Annotated in this window: 13 protein-coding genes; 7 read left to right on the top strand and 6 right to left on the bottom strand. The window is 69.8% G+C overall.

Annotated features, from left to right (window positions below):
* Positions 1 to 320: 320 nt before the first annotated feature.
* On the bottom strand, positions 321 to 1,178 hold the full coding sequence (locus ACWC91_RS35345; RefSeq protein ID WP_450643674.1) for a hypothetical protein: 858 nt from the start codon (positions 1,176 to 1,178) through the stop codon (positions 321 to 323).
* A gap of 446 nt (positions 1,179 to 1,624) precedes the next feature.
* Here ACWC91_RS35345 and ACWC91_RS35340 point away from each other — a divergent pair, with 446 nt between their 5' ends.
* Positions 1,625 to 4,633 (top strand): CHAT domain-containing protein, encoded by a 3,009-nt coding sequence (locus tag ACWC91_RS35340; RefSeq protein ID WP_450643675.1) that lies wholly within the window; start codon positions 1,625 to 1,627, stop codon positions 4,631 to 4,633.
* Between the two features lie 336 nt (positions 4,634 to 4,969).
* Entirely contained in the window at positions 4,970 to 5,434 is a 465-nt protein-coding gene (locus ACWC91_RS35335) for an alpha/beta hydrolase (RefSeq protein ID WP_450643676.1), read from the top strand.
* Between the two features lie 29 nt (positions 5,435 to 5,463).
* Here the strand turns inward: ACWC91_RS35335 and ACWC91_RS35330 are convergent, their stop codons facing one another.
* Complete coding sequence (locus ACWC91_RS35330; protein WP_450643677.1) at positions 5,464 to 6,048, bottom strand: helix-turn-helix domain-containing protein; 585 nt, start codon at positions 6,046 to 6,048, stop codon at positions 5,464 to 5,466.
* A 118-nt stretch (positions 6,049 to 6,166) separates the two neighbouring features.
* On the opposite strand from ACWC91_RS35330, the gene ACWC91_RS35325 reads away from it, so the two are divergent.
* The 3 genes from ACWC91_RS35325 to ACWC91_RS35315 are packed head-to-tail and all read left to right on the top strand — an operon-like array spanning position 6,167 to position 8,437.
* Positions 6,167 to 7,003 carry an EamA family transporter gene (locus ACWC91_RS35325; RefSeq protein WP_281154388.1) on the top strand — a complete coding sequence of 279 codons (837 nt, stop codon included), beginning with the start codon at positions 6,167 to 6,169 and terminating at the stop codon, positions 7,001 to 7,003.
* Between the two features lie 38 nt (positions 7,004 to 7,041).
* Complete coding sequence (locus tag ACWC91_RS35320) at positions 7,042 to 7,689, top strand: FMN-binding negative transcriptional regulator (protein WP_281154387.1); 648 nt, start codon at positions 7,042 to 7,044, stop codon at positions 7,687 to 7,689.
* Between the two features lie 40 nt (positions 7,690 to 7,729).
* On the top strand, positions 7,730 to 8,437 hold the full coding sequence (locus tag ACWC91_RS35315; RefSeq protein WP_450643678.1) for a B3/B4 domain-containing protein: 708 nt from the start codon (positions 7,730 to 7,732) through the stop codon (positions 8,435 to 8,437).
* 72 nt (positions 8,438 to 8,509) lie between these two features.
* Here ACWC91_RS35315 and ACWC91_RS35310 read toward each other — a convergent pair whose 3' ends face one another.
* Both ACWC91_RS35310 and ACWC91_RS35305 read right to left on the bottom strand, forming a co-directional pair.
* A complete protein-coding gene (locus tag ACWC91_RS35310) occupies positions 8,510 to 9,907 on the bottom strand; it encodes a M1 family metallopeptidase (protein WP_450643679.1) in 1,398 nt (465 codons plus the stop codon).
* Between the two features lie 185 nt (positions 9,908 to 10,092).
* Entirely contained in the window at positions 10,093 to 11,634 is a 1,542-nt protein-coding gene (locus ACWC91_RS35305; protein WP_376502006.1) for a M28 family metallopeptidase, read from the bottom strand.
* A gap of 276 nt (positions 11,635 to 11,910) precedes the next feature.
* Between ACWC91_RS35305 and ACWC91_RS35300 the strand changes: the two genes are divergently transcribed.
* Positions 11,911 to 12,759 (top strand): arylamine N-acetyltransferase family protein, encoded by an 849-nt coding sequence (locus ACWC91_RS35300; RefSeq protein ID WP_450643680.1) that lies wholly within the window; start codon positions 11,911 to 11,913, stop codon positions 12,757 to 12,759.
* A gap of 385 nt (positions 12,760 to 13,144) precedes the next feature.
* Here ACWC91_RS35300 and ACWC91_RS35295 read toward each other — a convergent pair whose 3' ends face one another.
* The gene (locus ACWC91_RS35295) at positions 13,145 to 14,647 is read right to left on the bottom strand and encodes an LVIVD repeat-containing protein (RefSeq protein ID WP_450643681.1); all 1,503 of its coding nucleotides are present in this window, start codon (positions 14,645 to 14,647) and stop codon (positions 13,145 to 13,147) included.
* On the opposite strand from ACWC91_RS35295, the gene ACWC91_RS35290 reads away from it, so the two are divergent.
* Positions 14,620 to 15,414: a DUF305 domain-containing protein gene (locus ACWC91_RS35290; protein ID WP_281154380.1), complete on the top strand. Its 795-nt coding sequence runs from the start codon at positions 14,620 to 14,622 to the stop codon at positions 15,412 to 15,414. The genes ACWC91_RS35295 and ACWC91_RS35290 overlap by 28 nt on opposite strands.
* 168 nt (positions 15,415 to 15,582) lie before the next feature.
* Here the strand turns inward: ACWC91_RS35290 and ACWC91_RS35285 are convergent, their stop codons facing one another.
* On the bottom strand, positions 15,583 to 16,569 hold the full coding sequence (locus tag ACWC91_RS35285) for an NAD-dependent epimerase/dehydratase family protein (RefSeq protein ID WP_225077516.1): 987 nt from the start codon (positions 16,567 to 16,569) through the stop codon (positions 15,583 to 15,585).
* Between the last annotated feature and the right edge of the window lie 237 nt (positions 16,570 to 16,806).

Genomic DNA, 16,806 nt, shown 5'->3' with positions numbered 1-16,806 from the left:
CTCGATATGCCGTCTGCGCGTCGGCCGGTACTGCTCCAGGAAACCGCAATGCAACTCGAAGAGTGCCTCTGAACAGCCGCTTCAGTTCGCGGTGAAAGAGTGAAACAAGGCGAGATCCAACCCTCATGTGATGCAGGTCACGTCAATTCCTCATCGCTCCGCGAGACCTGCTCCGGACTTCCCCTCCCGCTCCCATACAGAAACTGATAGGGGGTGGCAAAGGATTTTGTATGGCTCGGCTTGAGAAGGGGCCGACGCGGGCGTGCGACCTTAAGCGGGCGCGTTCCACCTCAAGAGCTAGTAGTCACTACGTCATTCTCTCAGGCGCCTTTACGGAAGCGCTCGCTGAGCCTTCTGCCCTGCGCGGGCGTGACCGTGCCGGAGGGAGGCTCCTCGCCGAGGGAGCGGGCCAGCTCGGCGGCGTACAGGTCGACGGCCGATTCCGTGAGATCCGCCAGGTTGCCCGCGGCGGCCCGGCCGCGACGCCAGCCGAGCAGCAGCAGGACGACTCCGGCCAGGGCCGCCGGCCACCACTGGGTACCCAGGCACAGGTAGAGCACGCCCCAGCCGCTCTGTGTGGATGCGCCGCTCATCGCCTCCCGCGCGGCAATCACGTCGTTGCGGCAGGCTTCCGGCAGGAGCAGCCACAACCGGGGCCAAGTGAAAGGGAAGTCGAGCCCGTACTGGCCCTGGACGCGCACCCCCACGCCTCGCAGCCGGTCACCGATCCACGTCGGCCGGACCGGCTCGGTGAGCGCGACCGCATTGCGGATCGCCACGCGGGCAGCCCGCTCGTCCGCGGGGGCGTGCTCGGCGGCGGCACGCGCACGCGTCCAGCGGTCATGGCGCCACCGGACGAGAGGGCCGGCCAGCCACGCCGGACCGGTGATCACCCAGACCTTCTCGACCACGGCGCCGAGGCCGCGCGCCAGCAGTCCGATCACCGTCGCGGCCGCCATGGCGACGACGGCCAGCAGCGCGGCCGATACGGGACGGTGGTCGTAGCGGGTGGCGAAGTCTTCGGCGGCGTCGCTCAGTCGGTGCCCGTCGAGGGCGTGGCGGTGTCCGAGCACGGACGCCGCCACGGCGAGCACGGTGAACAGCGCGCCCGGCAGGACCAGCACGCCCACCCAGCGTTCGGCGAACTTCGTGCCCAGCGCGGACAGGAAGGCGTTCATCCGAACGACAACGGCTCGTCGAACACGGCGCATTCGGGCAGGGGGCCGCCGGGCTCGCGGCGCTCGGCCCGCGCGCACCGCCTGCCGGGGCAGGCGTAGGAGCCAGACGGCGGCGGTGCCGGTTCCTGGCCCGGGACCGGGACATACCCCCGCGGCCGTGCCGGCAGGCCCAGACGATCGCGAACCTCTCCCAGTACGGACGCCGCCGGCCGCGTACCGCTCCGCAACTCCGCCAGCGTCCGCTCCAGTTCGACGGACCACCCCTCCTGCCTGGCCTGCCCCCGCAGCTCCGGCAGGTCACTGCAGAACCACGTCAGCTCGGAAGCGTCCTCAGCGGTAACGTCCACCCGCCCCTCCCCCACCCGTCCCTTCGCGGCATAGTCTCATCGCCCGTACGGGTAAGTCATGACTTCAGCGCCATTTCAGTCAGCCGCTCGGGGGGCGTCATGAACATCCAGGATCTCGCTTTCCGCATGGAAGAGCGGCTCGACGACTTCTACACCAGCGGAGATCCGGCGGTACTGAGGGAGGCGGAGGCGGAGAAGCTGGCTCACCGGCTCTACTACGCCATCGACTGGCTGGCTCCGTACACCGGAACGGACGCCGCGCGGGCGTTCAACGTCGCCCTGCTGCTGGCCACCTTCCACTTCCAGCGCTTCCAGTACGACGGCTCCCGGGAGGACGCGAAGCGGGCCGTGTTCCTCTACCAGCTGGTGTGTCTGACGGCCCCGCACCACGTGCCCGAGACCGTGCTGAGCTCCTTCCGGGAGCACAGCGACGAGGTGAACGACACGCCGTCCGAGAGCCGGCTCGCGGGGTACACCGCCCAGGGCGTCAACCTGCTCAAAGAGGCGGAGGCGAACGGCGAACGGCAACTGCTGGACGACGCGGTCGAGTGGTGCCTCCTCTCGGCACGTGCGAACCCGCGACAGGACGTGCTGTGGGCGGAGGCCCTCGTCACGCTCGGGAACGTCCTCACCCGCCGATACGAGTACACGGGTGACGAGAAGGACCTGGACCGGGCCTTCCACGTCACCGTGAAAGCGGTGGAGGTGATCCCCGAGGACGATCCGTGCCGTCTGAAGGCGTCCTCCGGCTTCGGGCACATCGCGATCCGCATGTTCCAGCGCACCGGTGAGATCCACATGCTCGATCTCGCCGTCAACGCGCTGCGCGAGGCTGCGTACGGGGCTCCCGCCGACTTCGAACACCGCGCCGCCCTGCTGACCAACCTCAGTTCGGCGCTGAGCGAGCGGTACCGGCACACCGGACTCGCCGACGCGGCCGCGGAGGCGCTCGACGCGCGGGCCGAGGCGGTGCGCATCACCCCGCACGGCCATCCCGACCTGCCGAGCCGGCTGGTGAATCTGGCGAGCGCGCTCGCAAGCCGGGCCGGCCATGCCGCCGCGGGAGACGACCAGCACGACGAGGCCGTCACCCTTTTGCGCGAGGCCCTGCCTTTCGTCCCTGACGGCCATCCTGACCGGCCTGGTTGCCTGCACCTCCTGGGCGGTGTGCTGCGGGCACGGTTCACGCAGAAGGGCGACCCGCGTGACCTGGCCGATGCCGTCGACGCGAGCCGGTCGGCCGTCCAGGCCGGTACGGCCTCCGGCTATCTGCGGCCGGATCTGCTGAGAGGTCTCGCCGAAGCCCTGAGCGCCTACGCCGGGCACTTCGCGGAGCCCGGTGTGCTGACCGAGGCCGTGACGGCGCTCCAAGAGGCCGACGGGCTGCTCTCCGACGACCATCCCGATCGCACCGAGACCCTGAGCGCGTTGGGGTTCGTGCTGCGGGACCGGTTCAAGGCCACAGGGAACACAGCCGACCGCGATCAGGCCGTCGCGGCGCTGCGCGCAGCGTCCGCCGTCCCCACCGCACCGGCTCAGGCCCGTGCGCTGGCCGCCGTCGGCGCGGGGGAAATCGCCGCTGACGCAAAGGACTTCACCGGCGCGACCGCGTCCTACGCCTTTGCCCTGGAGCAGTTGGAGCTGACTGCCTGGCGTGGCCTGGAGCGTCCTGACCGGGAACGCCTGATCGCGAAGTTCCCGAGCCTGGTCGCGGACGCGGCAGCCTGCGCGGTGCGCGCCGGGAAGGCGGAACGCGCCGTGGAACTCGTCGAACAGGGCCGCGGCATCCTGCTCGCCCAGGCCCTGGAGACCCGCACCGACCATCGAGACCTGCGCGCCCGGGCGCCGGAACTCGGCGACCGGCTCAGCGAGACCCTCGACGAACTGGAGCGGCTGTCCGACAGCTCGTCGGGCCTCGCCACCCGGGAGACGCAGGAGCGTCGGCGGGCGCACGAACGACGGGCGGCCCTCGCGCGACGACGGGAGGAGCTGCTGGCCGAGATCCGCGCGCTGCCCGGGCACGCCCGGTTTCTGCGGCCACCGTCCTTCAGCACGCTGCGGGCGGCCGCCGCGCGCGGCCCGGTGGTGCTGCTCGCCGCGAGTCAGTACGGCTGTTGGGCTCTCATCCTGACCGGGGCCGACGTGCGAGTGGTGCCGCTCGCCGTGGACGTCCGGCAACTGGCCGATCAGGCGGTCGCCTTCCTGCACGCCCTCGGCGGCGAACCGTCGCCGCTGAAGGCGCGTAACGCGGTCCTGGACAGCCTGGCCTGGCTGTGGAAAAAGGTCGCCGGGCCCGTCCTGGACGCACTGGGCTGCAGCGAGCCGGTCGGCCCCGGCGGCGAGTGGCCGCGCCTGTGGTGGTGTCCCACCGGACTCTTCACGCTCTTTCCGCTGCACGCCGCAGGGAACCACCGCGCTGCCGACAGCGGCACGGACACGGCCCTGGACCGGGTCATCTCCTCCTACACCCCGACTCTGCGTGTCCTGCTCCACACCCGTGAGCACCCGGGGCCGCCGGCCGGAGAAGACACCCGCGGCCTCATCGTGTCCCTGCCGTCCACTCCGGGCCGGCCGGACCTCCCCGCCGCCGAGAACGAGGCCCGTGCCCTGCATCAGCGGTACCCGGACGCCCAGTTCCTCACCGGCCCCGCCGCGACCACGCAGGCGGTCACCAGGGCGCTCACCCACTGCTCCTGGGCTCATTTCGCGTGTCACGGCTCGCAGGACATCGCCCAGCCGTCGCGCGGCGCGCTCATGCTGCACAACGGCCCTCTGATGCTGTGGGACATCGCGAACCTCCGACTGCCGCACGCGGAACTCGCGTTCCTGTCCGCCTGCGAAACGTTCCGCGGCGGTGTCGTCCTGGCGGACGAGGCGATCACTTTCGCCGCCGCCGTTCAACTCGCCGGCTTCCGGCATGTCGTGGGCACGCTGTGGTCCATCGACGATGCTCAGGCACCGATCGTCGCCGACCGCGTATACGAGAACCTGTCGCGCCAGGACACCCTTGACCCGGCGGCCGCCCTGCATGCCGCGGTGCGGGCGATGCGGGCGGAGCGTCCGCAGGCGGTCCTGAACTGGGCGCCCTACGTCCACGTGGGTCCTTGACCGCCACCACAGCGATGGCACCACCAACAGGCGGTGCAGCGCGCGGCGTTCTGCTGTCGGCCGAGTCTGTCGCGCCTCCCATGGCGTGGCCGACAGGATCGTCGCATGCAGCCGATCTTCGTTCTCGTGCACAGTCCTTCCGTAGGTCCCTCGACCTGGCACCCCGTGGCCGAACACCTGACAGCGGAGGGATACCAGGTACGGGTGCCATCCCTGCTGCACGTAGGCGCAGGCGCTCCGCCCTTCTGGCCCCGCAGCATCAGTGCCGTCCGCGATGAACTCCGGCAAGTCTCGGCCGGCAGCCCCGTCACGTTGGTGGCACACAGCAACGCAGGCTTGTTCCTCCCGACGATTCGCTCGGGCCTCGACCACCCGGTGACCGGCTCGGTCTTCGTCGACGCCGCGCTGCCGGCCCGCATCGGACCGACCCCCGTCGCCTCACCCGAGTTGCTGGAGTTCCTCCGTCCGATGGCCGCGAACGGCAGGCTGCCGCGCTGGACCGATTGGTGGGACGAGGCAGACGTCGCACCCATGTTCCCTGATCCGGGGGTGCGGCGGACAGTCATCGAGGAGCAGCCCACCCTGCCGCTGTCCTACTACGAGCAGCACATCCCGGTCCCCGACGGCTGGGACGACCATCCCTGTTCCTACTTGCTGTTCGGCCCTCCATATGACGGCATTGCCGCCGAGGCGCGCGAACGCGGTTGGCGTGTGGCACAACTGCCCGGCTCACACCTCCATCAGATCGTCGATCCTGCCGGCACGGCCCGGCACCTCCTCGAACTCGCCACTACGGGTTGATCCACCTTCGGGCTTCTGGTCTCGGCTGGTCAGGTTGTGGAGCCGGGGCCGGGCGGGATGTGAACGGTCATGATGAGGTGGCAGGTCTCGGTGCCCGAGCCGCGGTAGGTGTGGGTGGTGTCACCGTCGAAGGTGGCGGTCTGTCCGGCTTCGACGGGATGCTCGGCGCCGTCGACGATCAGTGTCATCCGGCCGGACGTGACGCTGACGGTTTCCACGACGCCGGCCTGGTGGGGGTGGCTGGGGTATTCCTCGCCGGGCTCCAGTTTCCAGCGCCAGACCTCGACCGGAGTCGGTCCCGAGGTGGTCAGCATGAGCCGGGCCTCGCTGCCCTGCTCCCCGGCCCACAGGGGCATGACGGCGTCGGCCGACACCACTCGGACGCGGCCTTCGGCCGGTCCTTCCATCAGTGCGGACACCGAGATGCCGAGAGTGTCGGCGAGGCGGACCAGGGTGGCGAAGTTCGGATTGCCCTGGGCTTTCTCCAGCCCGACCAGGGCACCCTTGCTGACCTTGGCACGGCGGCCCAGTTCGTCCAGGGACAGACCCGCGCGTGTGCGTGCGGCTCTGACGTTGTGCGCGAGCGTGCGCAGGGCTGCTTCTGCCTCGGGCACTTGATCACCGTCCTGACGAGTGGAGCACTGGAATGGACCGTCCGGTCATTTGGTTGACAACAGGCGGTCGTTTCATTGTACGGTCGGGTCGTTCCATTGTGAAAGTTAGGGAAGTGCCGTGCTCGCTCTGCTGCTGGCCCTGGGCAGCTCTCTCGCCTACGGTTGCGCCGACTTCTTCGGAGGCCTCGGTGCCCGCAAGGCGCATGTGCTGCGCACCGTGCTGGTCGCGGCGCCGGCCAGTCTCGCCGTCGAGCTGCTGCTGTGGCCCGTCCTGGGCGCCACCTTCACCTGGGCGAGCGTCGGGTGGGGCGCAGCCTCCGGGGTCGCGTCCGCCGCCGCCTTCGCCCTGCTGTACAAGACCCTCGCGATCGGCCCGATGAACGTGCTCTCGCCCATCACCGCGCTGGTCTCCGCCGCGCTTCCGGTCGCGGTCGGCCTGCTCCAGGGCGAACGCCTGGGCGTGGCCGGGCTTGCGGGTCTGCCGCTGGCACTGGTGGCGGTGGTCATGGTGAGCGCCGGGCACGGAGCAAGCTCGTCGCGTCCGTCCCGGACGGCGCTGCTGCTGGCCTTCGGCGCGGGTGCAGCCATCGCCCTTCAGCTCGTGTTCCTGCACCAGGCGCCCTCCGACAGCGGTGTGGCCCCTCTGATCATCGGCAGAGCGGTCTCCTCGGCCGTCACCCTGGCCGCGGCCGCGGTGATGTGCCGCCGGCTGGGCCCCGAGAAGCCCGCCTACGCGCTCTCCGCGGCCGCGGGCGTGCTGGACTCGCTGGCGAACCTGCTGTTCCTGCTCGCCGCCCGCAGCGGGGACCTCACCGTCGTCGCCGTGATCACCGCCCTGTATCCGGCGGGCACGGTGCTGCTCGCCCGCGCCGTGCTCGCCGAACGCGTCCACCGTGGCCAGCTCGTCGGCCTGGCCACCGCCGCCGTCGCGGTCAGCCTCCTCGCCCTCACCTGAACCGCCCTGTCCGTTCTACCGCCACCAAGGAGAATCGCATGTTCATCCAGCCCTGGGATGCCGGCCTGGACGATGCCGAGTGGCAGGCCTGGATCGCCGACGGCCACGACTTCGGCCAGCTCAGCGTCAACGGCCTGCCCGGCGAGGCACCCGTCGTCGTCCCCACCCACTTCACCACCGACAACGGCCAACTGCTGATCCACCTCGCCCGGCCCAACCCGGTCTGGAAGGCGATCGAGCACGACCCGCACGTCACCTTCACCGTCATCGGCGACTACGCCTTCGTCCCCGGACCGTGGCGCGCCAAGCCCGGCGTCCCGCCCACCGACGGCGTGCCCACGAGCTACTACGCAGCCGTCCAGTTCACCTGCCGCGCCCACATCGTCGACGCCCCCGAGGCCAAGGCCGACCTGCTGCGCCGCCAGTTGGCCCACTTCCAGCCCGACGGCGACCACGCCCCCATCGACGTCGACCAGCCGCCCTACGGGCGGATGCTCCCCGGCATCCGCGGACTGCGCCTGGAGGTCACCGAGGTGCGGGCCAAGTTCAAGTACGACGACCACAAGCCCGTCGAGCACCGCACCGCCGTCGCCGGCCAGCTCACCGAGCGCGGCAGGGGTCTGGACGTACCAGCCGCACGCCAGCAGCTGCGCCGCCTGGACCGCATCGGCCCCTGGAAGCCCTGAAGCCGGCCGCCGGCACACGCACGAGAGGAGGACCTCGCACATGACCGCCTTCCGCATCAGCCCCACCGTCACCGACGCCTTCCCGGACACCCTCGTCGCCCTGGTCACCGCCACCGGCCTGCGCGGCCATGAACCCTGGCCCGACACCACCACGGCTCTTGAAGACCTGGAGCAGCAACTCGCCCTCGGCATATGGCAGCCCGCCGACGAGAGCGTGCCGCGCATCGAGGCGTGGCACACCGCCTACCGCTCCTTCGGCACCAACCCCCGCCGTATCCGCCCCAGTGTCGACGCCCTCGGCCGGCGCATGACCAAGAAGGGCGTGCTGCCACGTATCAACCCGGCGGTCGACTCCTACAACTCCGTCTCCGTCCGCCACGGGCTGCCGGCCGGGGCCTTCGACCTCGACCACGTCACCGGCGACGTCGACGTCCGCTACGCCGACGGAAGCGAGGAGTTCACCCCGCTCGGCGAACCCGGCACCGTCGAACACCCCAGGGCAGGCGAGATCATCTACGCCGACACCACCGGTGTCCTCACCCGCCACTGGAACCACCGCGACGCCCACCGCACCCGCGTCACCGAGGACTCCGTCCACGTCGCCTTCGTCCTGGAAACCCTCCACGCCGCCCGCGACGGCGACATCCTCAAGGTCGCGGCAGACGAACTGCAGGGCCTGCTCGTCCCGCACGCCGAGCGGACCGCGGTGCACTACCTGAGCCGCGCCCACCCCAACGCCGACGTCTGAATCCTTCCGTTCGGCGTGGCGGGCGTACAGGCGCGGCGGCGAGGAGGCCTCGCCGCGGTTGGGTCGAGGTGGTCACCGGATGCGGTGGGTCTTCCAGAACGACGTCAGGTCCTTGCCGGTCATGGACTGGGCGGTCTTCTTGAAGTCGGCGGTGGTGGAGACGCCGTACCAGTGGTCGTGGGCGTAGCGCTTGAGGAGTCGTGCCATGGTGGCGGAGCCGAGGGTGCGTTCCAGGTCTGCCAGGGCGCAGGGGCCGGCGGTGTAGATGAGGTGGTATGTGCCGGGGTGCGTCGACCAGTAGGCCATCGAGCTGGTGAGCGCGGCGTTCCGGTCGGGCCACTCGTCCGGGTCCCAGCAGTCACGGGTGTCCAAGCCGTAGAAGCGGAAGTTGGCGTACTGGGCGAAGCTCTCGTCCAGCCAGGGCGCACGATATTGGTCGTTGCCGACGATGCCGTACCACCACTGGTGGGCCAGCTCGTGGACGACGGCGTTGCCTTCCTCGGTGGTGCCGAGCAGGACGAGACCGGGGTATTCCATGCCGCCGCCGAACTGCGGTGTCATCACCAGGTCGAGCTCGCCGTACGGGTAGCGGCCGTACTCCTTGCTGAACCGGTCGACGGCGGCGGCTCCGTCCTGGCGGGCGAGCCGCACGCCCTCGGCCGGCGTGTCGGGTGCCCAGTACGATCTGACCCGCACGCCGCCGGGAGTGGTCTGGTCCGCGGTGCGGAACGGGCCTGCCGCCCACGCGAAGTCCCGTACCCGGTGCGCGAAGCTGTGCGTGAGAGTGCGCCCCTGCGTGCCGGGACTGGTACGGGTGCGGCCGGTCGCCGGGACCTTGAGGGCCGACGGGTGGTCGAGCGTGACCTGGAAGTCGCCGGCCAGGCTGTAGAAGCTCTCGCCGGTCGACACGTACGGGTCGAGGTGCCATCCCGCCGCGTCGTGCACGGCCAGCACGGGCAGCGCGTTGCCGAGGAAACGGAACGCACCCTCACGGCCGAAGCGGTCGTTGCGCCCGGGCACGGTGAGGGACACGTCGAAGGAGACGGTCGTGCGCCGGCCGCGCCCGAGAGGCGCGGGCAGGGTGATGCGCAGCGCTGTGCAGTCGACGCTGAGCCGCCCCGCCGTGCCGCCGCGTACCCGGGACACGGTGACGGGGGAAGGGCTGCCGGGAGTGCCGCAGGCGTCCATGCCGTTGCCCCACAGCCGCAGGTACACCTCGCGCAGGGGCCGGTCGGAGGCGTTGCGGAACGACACGCGCTGTCGGCCCTTCCAGTGGGTGCCGTCGGCGTCGGCGCGCAGGGTCACGTCGTAGCGCGGGTGATCGGGTGTCGCGACCTGGTCGCTCTTCGCCCCGGCCGTACGTCCGGGGGCGGCGTCGGCAACGCCGGCACCGGCTCCGAGGAGCAGCGCGAGCAGAGCAACGAGCAGACGACGAAGGGTAGTTGACGGCCACGCGGGCGGAAACGACATGGCAGCCGATCGTGCCACAGCGCTCTGCGGGGTACGCCCTCCTGTGCGGGAAGTAAGTGGGCCGGTTCCGTTTGCCGCGACCGAGCACGACAACAGGCATGGCTGCTGGACAACGTTCACAGTGTCTGCGTGGACGGCAAGAGGAGGACCGGGCAGTCCGGCCCTCCCCCTGTGTGGAGCGGGAGTTACTCGGTGACCTCGTGGTCGTGGCCCTCGTGCAGGCCACCGCCGCTGCCCGCCGAACCCTTGGTGTTCTGCGGTGCCACCGGCTTGCTCAGGATGCTGGTGTCCCAGGCGTACTGGCCCACCGCGTTGGCGATCACGTCGATGTTGACGTCGAACGCCTTCATGTTGATGTTCTTCAGGTCGTCGCAAGCGGCGTGGTAGCAGGCGTCGTACGCGACACCGGCCTTACCGCCGTACACCTTTGCCTGCTGGGCCGTCTTGACGCCCTCGGCGCCGGTGAAGGTGCCGCCCGAGGGGATGCCCACCTCGATGAACGGCCCGTAGTCCGACCGGCCGGTGAAGTCGGTGCCCTCGTGCGGGATGCGCCGGCTGTCCAGGTAGTCGGTGATCTGCCGCTCCAGCTGCGCCGAGCCCTCCGGGCCGGGACCGGCACCGACCTGGTCGGAGTCGTCACCGTCGTAGACGAACTGGGCGTAGTTCGGCGAGGCGATCATGTCGAAGTTCAGGTACAGCTTGACCTTCGCACGGTCCGCCGCCGAGAGGCTGTCGACGTACGCCTCCGAGCCCAGCAGGCCGAACTCCTCGGCCGACCACCAGGCGAAACGCACCTTGTTCTTGACCTTCTCGTGGGCGAGGTTCAGGGCCACGTCGAGGATGCCGGCGGAGCCGGAGCCGTTGTCGTTGATGCCCGGGCCTGCCGCCACCGAGTCCAGGTGGGCGCCGAACATCGCCACGTTGTCGGCGTCGCCACTCTTGGTCTCGGCGATGACGTTGTAGGTGCGCCGCGTCTCCGCGAAGGTACGGATCTCCAGGTTGACGGTCACCGCGCCGGAAGCGGCCTTGGCCGCCAAGGCCTCACCGTCCGCCTGCGTGACGCCACCGGTCGGGATCTTCGCGACGTTCGGGTCTCCCAGGGTGCCGTTGAGCGCGCCGTCGGTGTTGTTGTAGATGATCGCGCCGACCGCGCCCGCACCGGCGGCGGTCGCCTGCTTCTCCGCAAAGGTGCAGCCGCCGCGCTTGATCAGCGCGATCTTGCCGGTGAACGTCCCGGACGCGTAGTCCCCCGGCTCGCAGCCGGTGGTGTCGTCGACCGGCACCGCCGCGACCGGGGCGGTGATGCCGCCGGTGGGGCTGTTGGCGGAGTACGTCATGGCGATCAACGGGACGTCCTGCTGCTGCGGCGACACCACCCGCAGGCTCTCCGCCAGCGTCTGGCTGAACTGGTAGTCGAACTCGTTCCGGGTCACCGAGTACCCGGCCTTCCGCAGCAGGCCCTCGACGTACTCGGCCGACTGCCGGTGCCCCTCCGACCCGGCCACCCGGGTGTTCCCGTTCTTGTCAGCGATCCGCTGGAACTTCTTCAGATGCTCGTACGCATCCTCGGCGTTGCTCTTCTTGACGAGCTTCTGTGCGAGCTTGGCAGCCTCCTTGGCAGGGTCGCTGTGGGCGGAGGCGGTGCCTGATCCGATCAGCAGCAGCGGCGCTATGAGCCCTGCGGCGGATACGGCGGCTACCGTGGTGCGGCGGTTCCGAGCGTTCAAGACGCTTCCTTCCGGCAGTCCATGAGAAATGGGCGTAATGGCCGAAAACAGGCCGAACGGAGTGTGGCGGTACGCCGAGGCAGGCAAGGACGGCCGGATCGCTCCGCCGCCCTGCCACCGGCAAGGAGAAAGGTATCTGCTCAGTAAACGCTTGGTAATGGGTTGAAAGGAATCTTCAACGCCGGCGCCACCGTGCGCGCGTGCCGAGCGCTCCGACCGGTCCGTGACCCAACTGAAGTCGACTGGATGTCACCGGTGCTGACTAGAGTTCGGGACATGTCGAAGGTGGATGTCGGCCGCTATCTGGAGCGACTGGGCGTCGCGGCTCCCGACGCGCCGTCAGTGGCGGGGCTGCGGGCGCTGCACGCCGCGCATGTGGCCCGGGTGCCGTACGAGACGCTGGAGATCCATCTGGGGCGGGCGACCACGGTGGATCCCGAGGAGTCGGTGGCCCGGATCCTCCGGGGGCGCGGCGGCTACTGCTTCCACCTCAACGGAGCCTTCGCCGCCCTGCTCCACGCCCTGGGGTACGCGGTGACATGGCACCGCGGCGGAGTACAGGGCAGTCGAACCGCCCAGCCGCCCGGAGCGAACGCCAACCATCTGGCCCTCACGGTGGTCTGCGAGGGCGAGACCTGGTTTGTCGACGTCGGGCTCGGTGACGCGCTGTACGAGCCGCTGCCGCTCCGTTCCGGGGAGTACCGACAGGGGCCCTTCGCCTATCGGCTCTCGCGCTCGGCGGTCGAGCCCGGCGGGTGGCGCTTCGACCACGACCCCCGTGGCTCCTTCGCCGGGATGGACTTCACCATGGCGACCGCCGGGCCGGACGACTTCGCAGCACAGCACCGGGAGTTGTCCACCTCGCCGGGTTCGGGGTTGGTCCGGGTCGTCTCCGCGATCCGCAGGGATGCGGCCGGCACGGACGAGCTCCGGGGCTGCGTTCTGGTCCGGACCGACGGTGACGGGCGGTCGGAGCTGGAACTGACCACCGAGGCCGCCTGGTTCGGAGCCCTCGCGGAGGTCTTCGGGCTCACCCTCACCGACGTCGGCGAGGAGGAGCGTTCCGCGCTCTGGGAGAGGGTGCTGTCGGTCCACCGGGCGTGGCTCGCCGCCCGCACCGGCTGACCGGATGAGCATGCGGGCCGGTGGGACGCCGCTCCGGACTGTTCTGGGCTGCTCCAGACTGTTTTGGGCTGCTCCGGACTTGGTCGGTGACGACGCCGCCCGGCGGGTGCGCGGAGCGGCGCGCCGTTCTGGGCTGCTCCGGACTGTTCTGGACCGGGCCCGCGCCTGACTCGGCCAGCTGGGCGGGAGGCTGCCGCACGGCGCTCGGATCGCCGACAGCGGCTGCGGCCCGGGTCAGGGAGTGTCCACCGCTTGACTCCGGACCGGGAGTCGGGTGTCCCGCCGGGCGATGAGCCGCCCGGCGGGACCGGTGCCGTGGCACTTGAGCGCTAGCCGACGCTTCCGGGTGGTTCGTCGACCCGGAGCCCGGCGGGCGTTTGCCGGGTCAGTCGAAGTACTCCGGCTGGCTCTGGACGTTCAGCTGGTCCAGGTGGATCTTTCGGGCCGGGTCGGTGCGCCGGTCGTTGAGCTTGAGCACGTCGAAGCCCTTGGCGATGTCGTTCGAGTAGATGTAGCCGTTGTAGTAGTACGCGGACCAGGAGCCGCCCACGGTCAGCCGGTCCGTGGTGAGCGGGCCGCGCTCGAAGTACCCGATCTCCTTCGGCTTCGTCGAGTCGGTGAAGTCCCAGACCGAGACGCCGCCCTGGTACCAGGCCTGGACCATGATGTCGTGGCCCTTGACCGGAATCAGCGAGCCGTTGTGGGCGACACAGTTCTCGGTGTCCGCCTGGTGCCGGGGGATCTTGAAGTAACCGCGGAAGACGAGCTTTCGGTTGTCGCCCTTGCCGACGATGTCGTAGATGCCGTCGGCTCCGCGGTTCGGGCCGATGGCCTCGTTGCAGGTCGCGGCGCCTCCGCCGCCGAGCTCGTCGGTGAAGACGACCTTCTTCGCGGTCTGGTTGAAGGTCGCCGAGTGCCAGAACGCGAAGTTGACGTTGTCCTCGACCTGGTCGATGACCTTCGGGTGCTCCGGGTCCTTGATGGACATCAGGATGCCGTCGCCCATGCAGGCACCGGCGGCCAGGTCCTTCGACGGCAGCACGGTGATGTCGTGGCAGCCGGTCGTCTTGGAGACACCCGGATTGGTGGGCGCGCCGGGGTTGCCGCCCCCGTCGGGGCCGTCACCCGGGAAGAGCACCGTGAAGTTGACGAGCGCGGCCTTCTGGGGAGCGTCGCGCGGCACCTTGACGATCGAGATGCCGTCGTGCGGGGGCTGACAGTCGGGGAACGAGGGGCTCGGGGAGTACGAGGACACGTAGATGTAGACGTTGCGGCCACGGGGAACTATGGAGTGCGTGTGTGAGCCGCAGTTGGTCTCGACGGCCGCGACATACTTCGGGTTCTTCTTGTTGCTGATGTCGAAGACCTTCATGCCCTCCCACGACGACTTCTCGGTCGCGGGCTGCGGCGTGCTCGAGCAGGAGTTGTCGCTGCGTGAGGAGTCGGTCGACAGGAACAGCAGGTTCCCGGAGACGGATATGTCGTTCTGCGACCCCGGGCACAGCACCTGGGAGACCGTCTTGGGAGCCTTCGGGTTGCTGATGTCGAAGATGCGGAAGCCGTCGTAGTTGCCGGCGAACGCGTACTTGCCCTGGAAGGCCAGATCGGAGTTCAGGTCCGTCAGGGCATCCTTGGGGATGTTGGCGAGGTGTTCGATGTTGTCGGAGTGGACGATCTCGTCCTGCGCCGGTATCTCGCCCTTGGCGATGGCCGTTCTGGTCTCGGCCGCCTCACTCTTCGACACACGCTGAGTCGCGGTGGTGGCGTCGCCGGGGTCGGGCGTCGCCATGGCCGGTGCTGCCGTGAGCAGCGCCGCCAGCAGGCCAGTGGCGGCTGCCACAACCCCGAGGTGTCTGGGCCGTGTTCGGGGACTGTGCAACAGGTTCACTGTTTCCTCCCTGGTCTCCGTTCACAAGGGAACGGTTCACGGACAACGGCAGTATCGTATTTTTCATGTACAGATCAAAGGATGGCAACGTGCTCACCGTGAATGTCTTTGATCGTGCCAAGTGGCTGGGGGTCACCGCTCTCGCCCTTGTCGCCCTCACTGTCAGCGGGTGCGACTCGGGCACGGACGCCCCGGCGAAGAAGAGTGCGCCCGGCCCCTCGGTGATCGCGCCCGGCAAGCCCGGTGAGCCCGCCCGGACCCTGTCCGCCGAGGACGCCGCGAAGGAGATCCCCGACGGGTCCCCCAACGGGGCGGACTTCGAGTACGTCCAGATGATGATCATCCATCACGGTCAGGCCCTGGAAATGACCGAACTCGCCAAACACCAGGCGAAGTCGAGCGGCGTGAAGCGGATCGCCTCACGTATCGCCGCAGGTCAAGGGCCTGAAATCGATGCCATGAAGGGGTGGTTGAAGAACCACGGCGGGGCACGGCGCACGAGCGGCGGCGCCGGCTCGGGGCACAACCACGACCATGCCACGATGCCCGGCATGGCGACCGAGGCACAGCTGGAGCAGCTGCGCGCGGCGCGGGGCGCGGCCTTCGACGAGCTGTTCCTGAAACTCATGATCATGCACCACAACGGCGCGATCATCATGGCCACATCGGCACTCTCGGACGGCAACAACGTACAGGTCGAGGAGATGGCGAACGAAGTGATCGCACAGCAGACCAGCGAGATCGACCGGATGCGTGCCATGCCTTGACGATCGGCGTGGCGTTCCTCGGGCGCCTCTCCCGGCGCGCCCGGCGGCGCGATGCAGAAGGTGGCGGCCGCAGTCGCCTCGCCCCCGCCGGGCACCCCCACAGAACGCCTCCTGAACCCTGTTGTCGAGGCGGCTGGGCAAGACCACTGAGTGCTCGAGGACGGTCTCCTATCCCAAGGCCTCCAGAAGTGCGCGTTCCGTGTCCGTGGCGAGTCCGGCGCGGCGTGACCGGTGGAGTCCCTGCTCGCGTTCCCAGCGCAGAGTGTCGGCAAGGAGGTCGGTGCGGGAACGGTGGCGCAGGCCCGCGGCGGTGGCGGCGGATGCGTCGCGCGCCGCCCAGCCCTCCCAGCCCGGTTCGACCACCCACATGGGCAGTGAGTCGGGGCCCATGTACTGGGTCACGCCGTGCGCGAGGAGTTGTCGGGACGCGACGGCGACGACCGGCCCGGTGTGTCCGCCGACGCTCCGAGACAGCTCGATCCACTCGGCGAACGGCACGGTCGGGCCAACCGCGTTGTATGTGCCCGTGGTTCGGCGTTCCGCGGTGTCGAGGAGCCACGTCGCCAGGTCTCGTACGTCGATGGTCTGCGTCGGTGCCTCAGGGGTGTCGGGGACCAGCAGGGGCGCCTGCGGGGCACGGGCCGCGCGGGCGACCCAGTAGCCCACACGATCGCTGTGGTCACCGGGCCCGCCGATGAGTCCGGCACGCGCGACCAGGAGCCGGTCGGCCAGGGCCGTCCGGGCAAGCGTTTCGCAGGCGGACTTGGCCTCGCCGTACAGCTCACGACCGACCTCATCGTGCTCAGTGCCGGCCAGCAGAGCGGCGGACTCGTCCGCACCGGGCTCACCGTGGGAGGCGTACGCGCTGATCGAGGAGACGTAGATCCAGTGACGTGCCCGCGCGCCCAGGGCAGCAACAGCACCCCGCACGAAGCCGGGCTGCCAGGACACCTCGAGCACAGCGTCCCACTCCCGGTCGGGCAGGGACCCGTACGCCGCGGGGTCGCGCCGGTCCGCGGTCACCAGACGCGCGCCTTCCGCGACGGGCCCGCTGTCACCGCGCGCCAGGCACGTCACCCGGTGGCCACGACCGAGTGCCTGCCGGGAAACTTCACGGCCCAGCCAGGCCGTACCACCGAGGACCAGGATCTCCATGCGCTCCATGGCGGCACTCAATCAGCATGTCCCGACCGAGCCAAGAGGCCTCTGCCGTCGGCAGAACCGCGGAGCCCGCATGCGCACCAAGCGTTCTCCCGGACCACATCGCCAGGTACGGGGAGCAGTCGGCGCAGCGCCTGTCCCTCGGGGAGGCCGGCGCCGGTGTGCGGTCAGCCCGCCGATTCGGCCGCGTGCGGGCTGAGGACACCGGCCATGACCAGCCCGATGATGACG

The organism is Streptomyces sp. NPDC001204 (assembly GCF_053598035.1).
The sequence above is the reverse complement of the archived record's forward strand: the minus strand, read 5'-3'. Positions and strand labels throughout refer to the sequence as shown.

Coding starts and splice junctions, on each gene's coding strand:
- ACWC91_RS35345 (WP_450643674.1), bottom strand. CDS start 1,178: ATGAACGCCTTCCTGTCCGCGCTGGGCACGAAGTTCGCCGAACGCTGG.
- ACWC91_RS35340 (WP_450643675.1), top strand. CDS start 1,625: ATGAACATCCAGGATCTCGCTTTCCGCATGGAAGAGCGGCTCGACGAC.
- ACWC91_RS35320 (WP_281154387.1), top strand. CDS start 7,042: ATGTTCATCCAGCCCTGGGATGCCGGCCTGGACGATGCCGAGTGGCAG.
- ACWC91_RS35315 (WP_450643678.1), top strand. CDS start 7,730: ATGACCGCCTTCCGCATCAGCCCCACCGTCACCGACGCCTTCCCGGAC.
- ACWC91_RS35310 (WP_450643679.1), bottom strand. CDS start 9,907: ATGTCGTTTCCGCCCGCGTGGCCGTCAACTACCCTTCGTCGTCTGCTC.
- ACWC91_RS35300 (WP_450643680.1), top strand. CDS start 11,911: ATGTCGAAGGTGGATGTCGGCCGCTATCTGGAGCGACTGGGCGTCGCG.
- ACWC91_RS35285 (WP_225077516.1), bottom strand. CDS start 16,569: ATGGAGATCCTGGTCCTCGGTGGTACGGCCTGGCTGGGCCGTGAAGTT.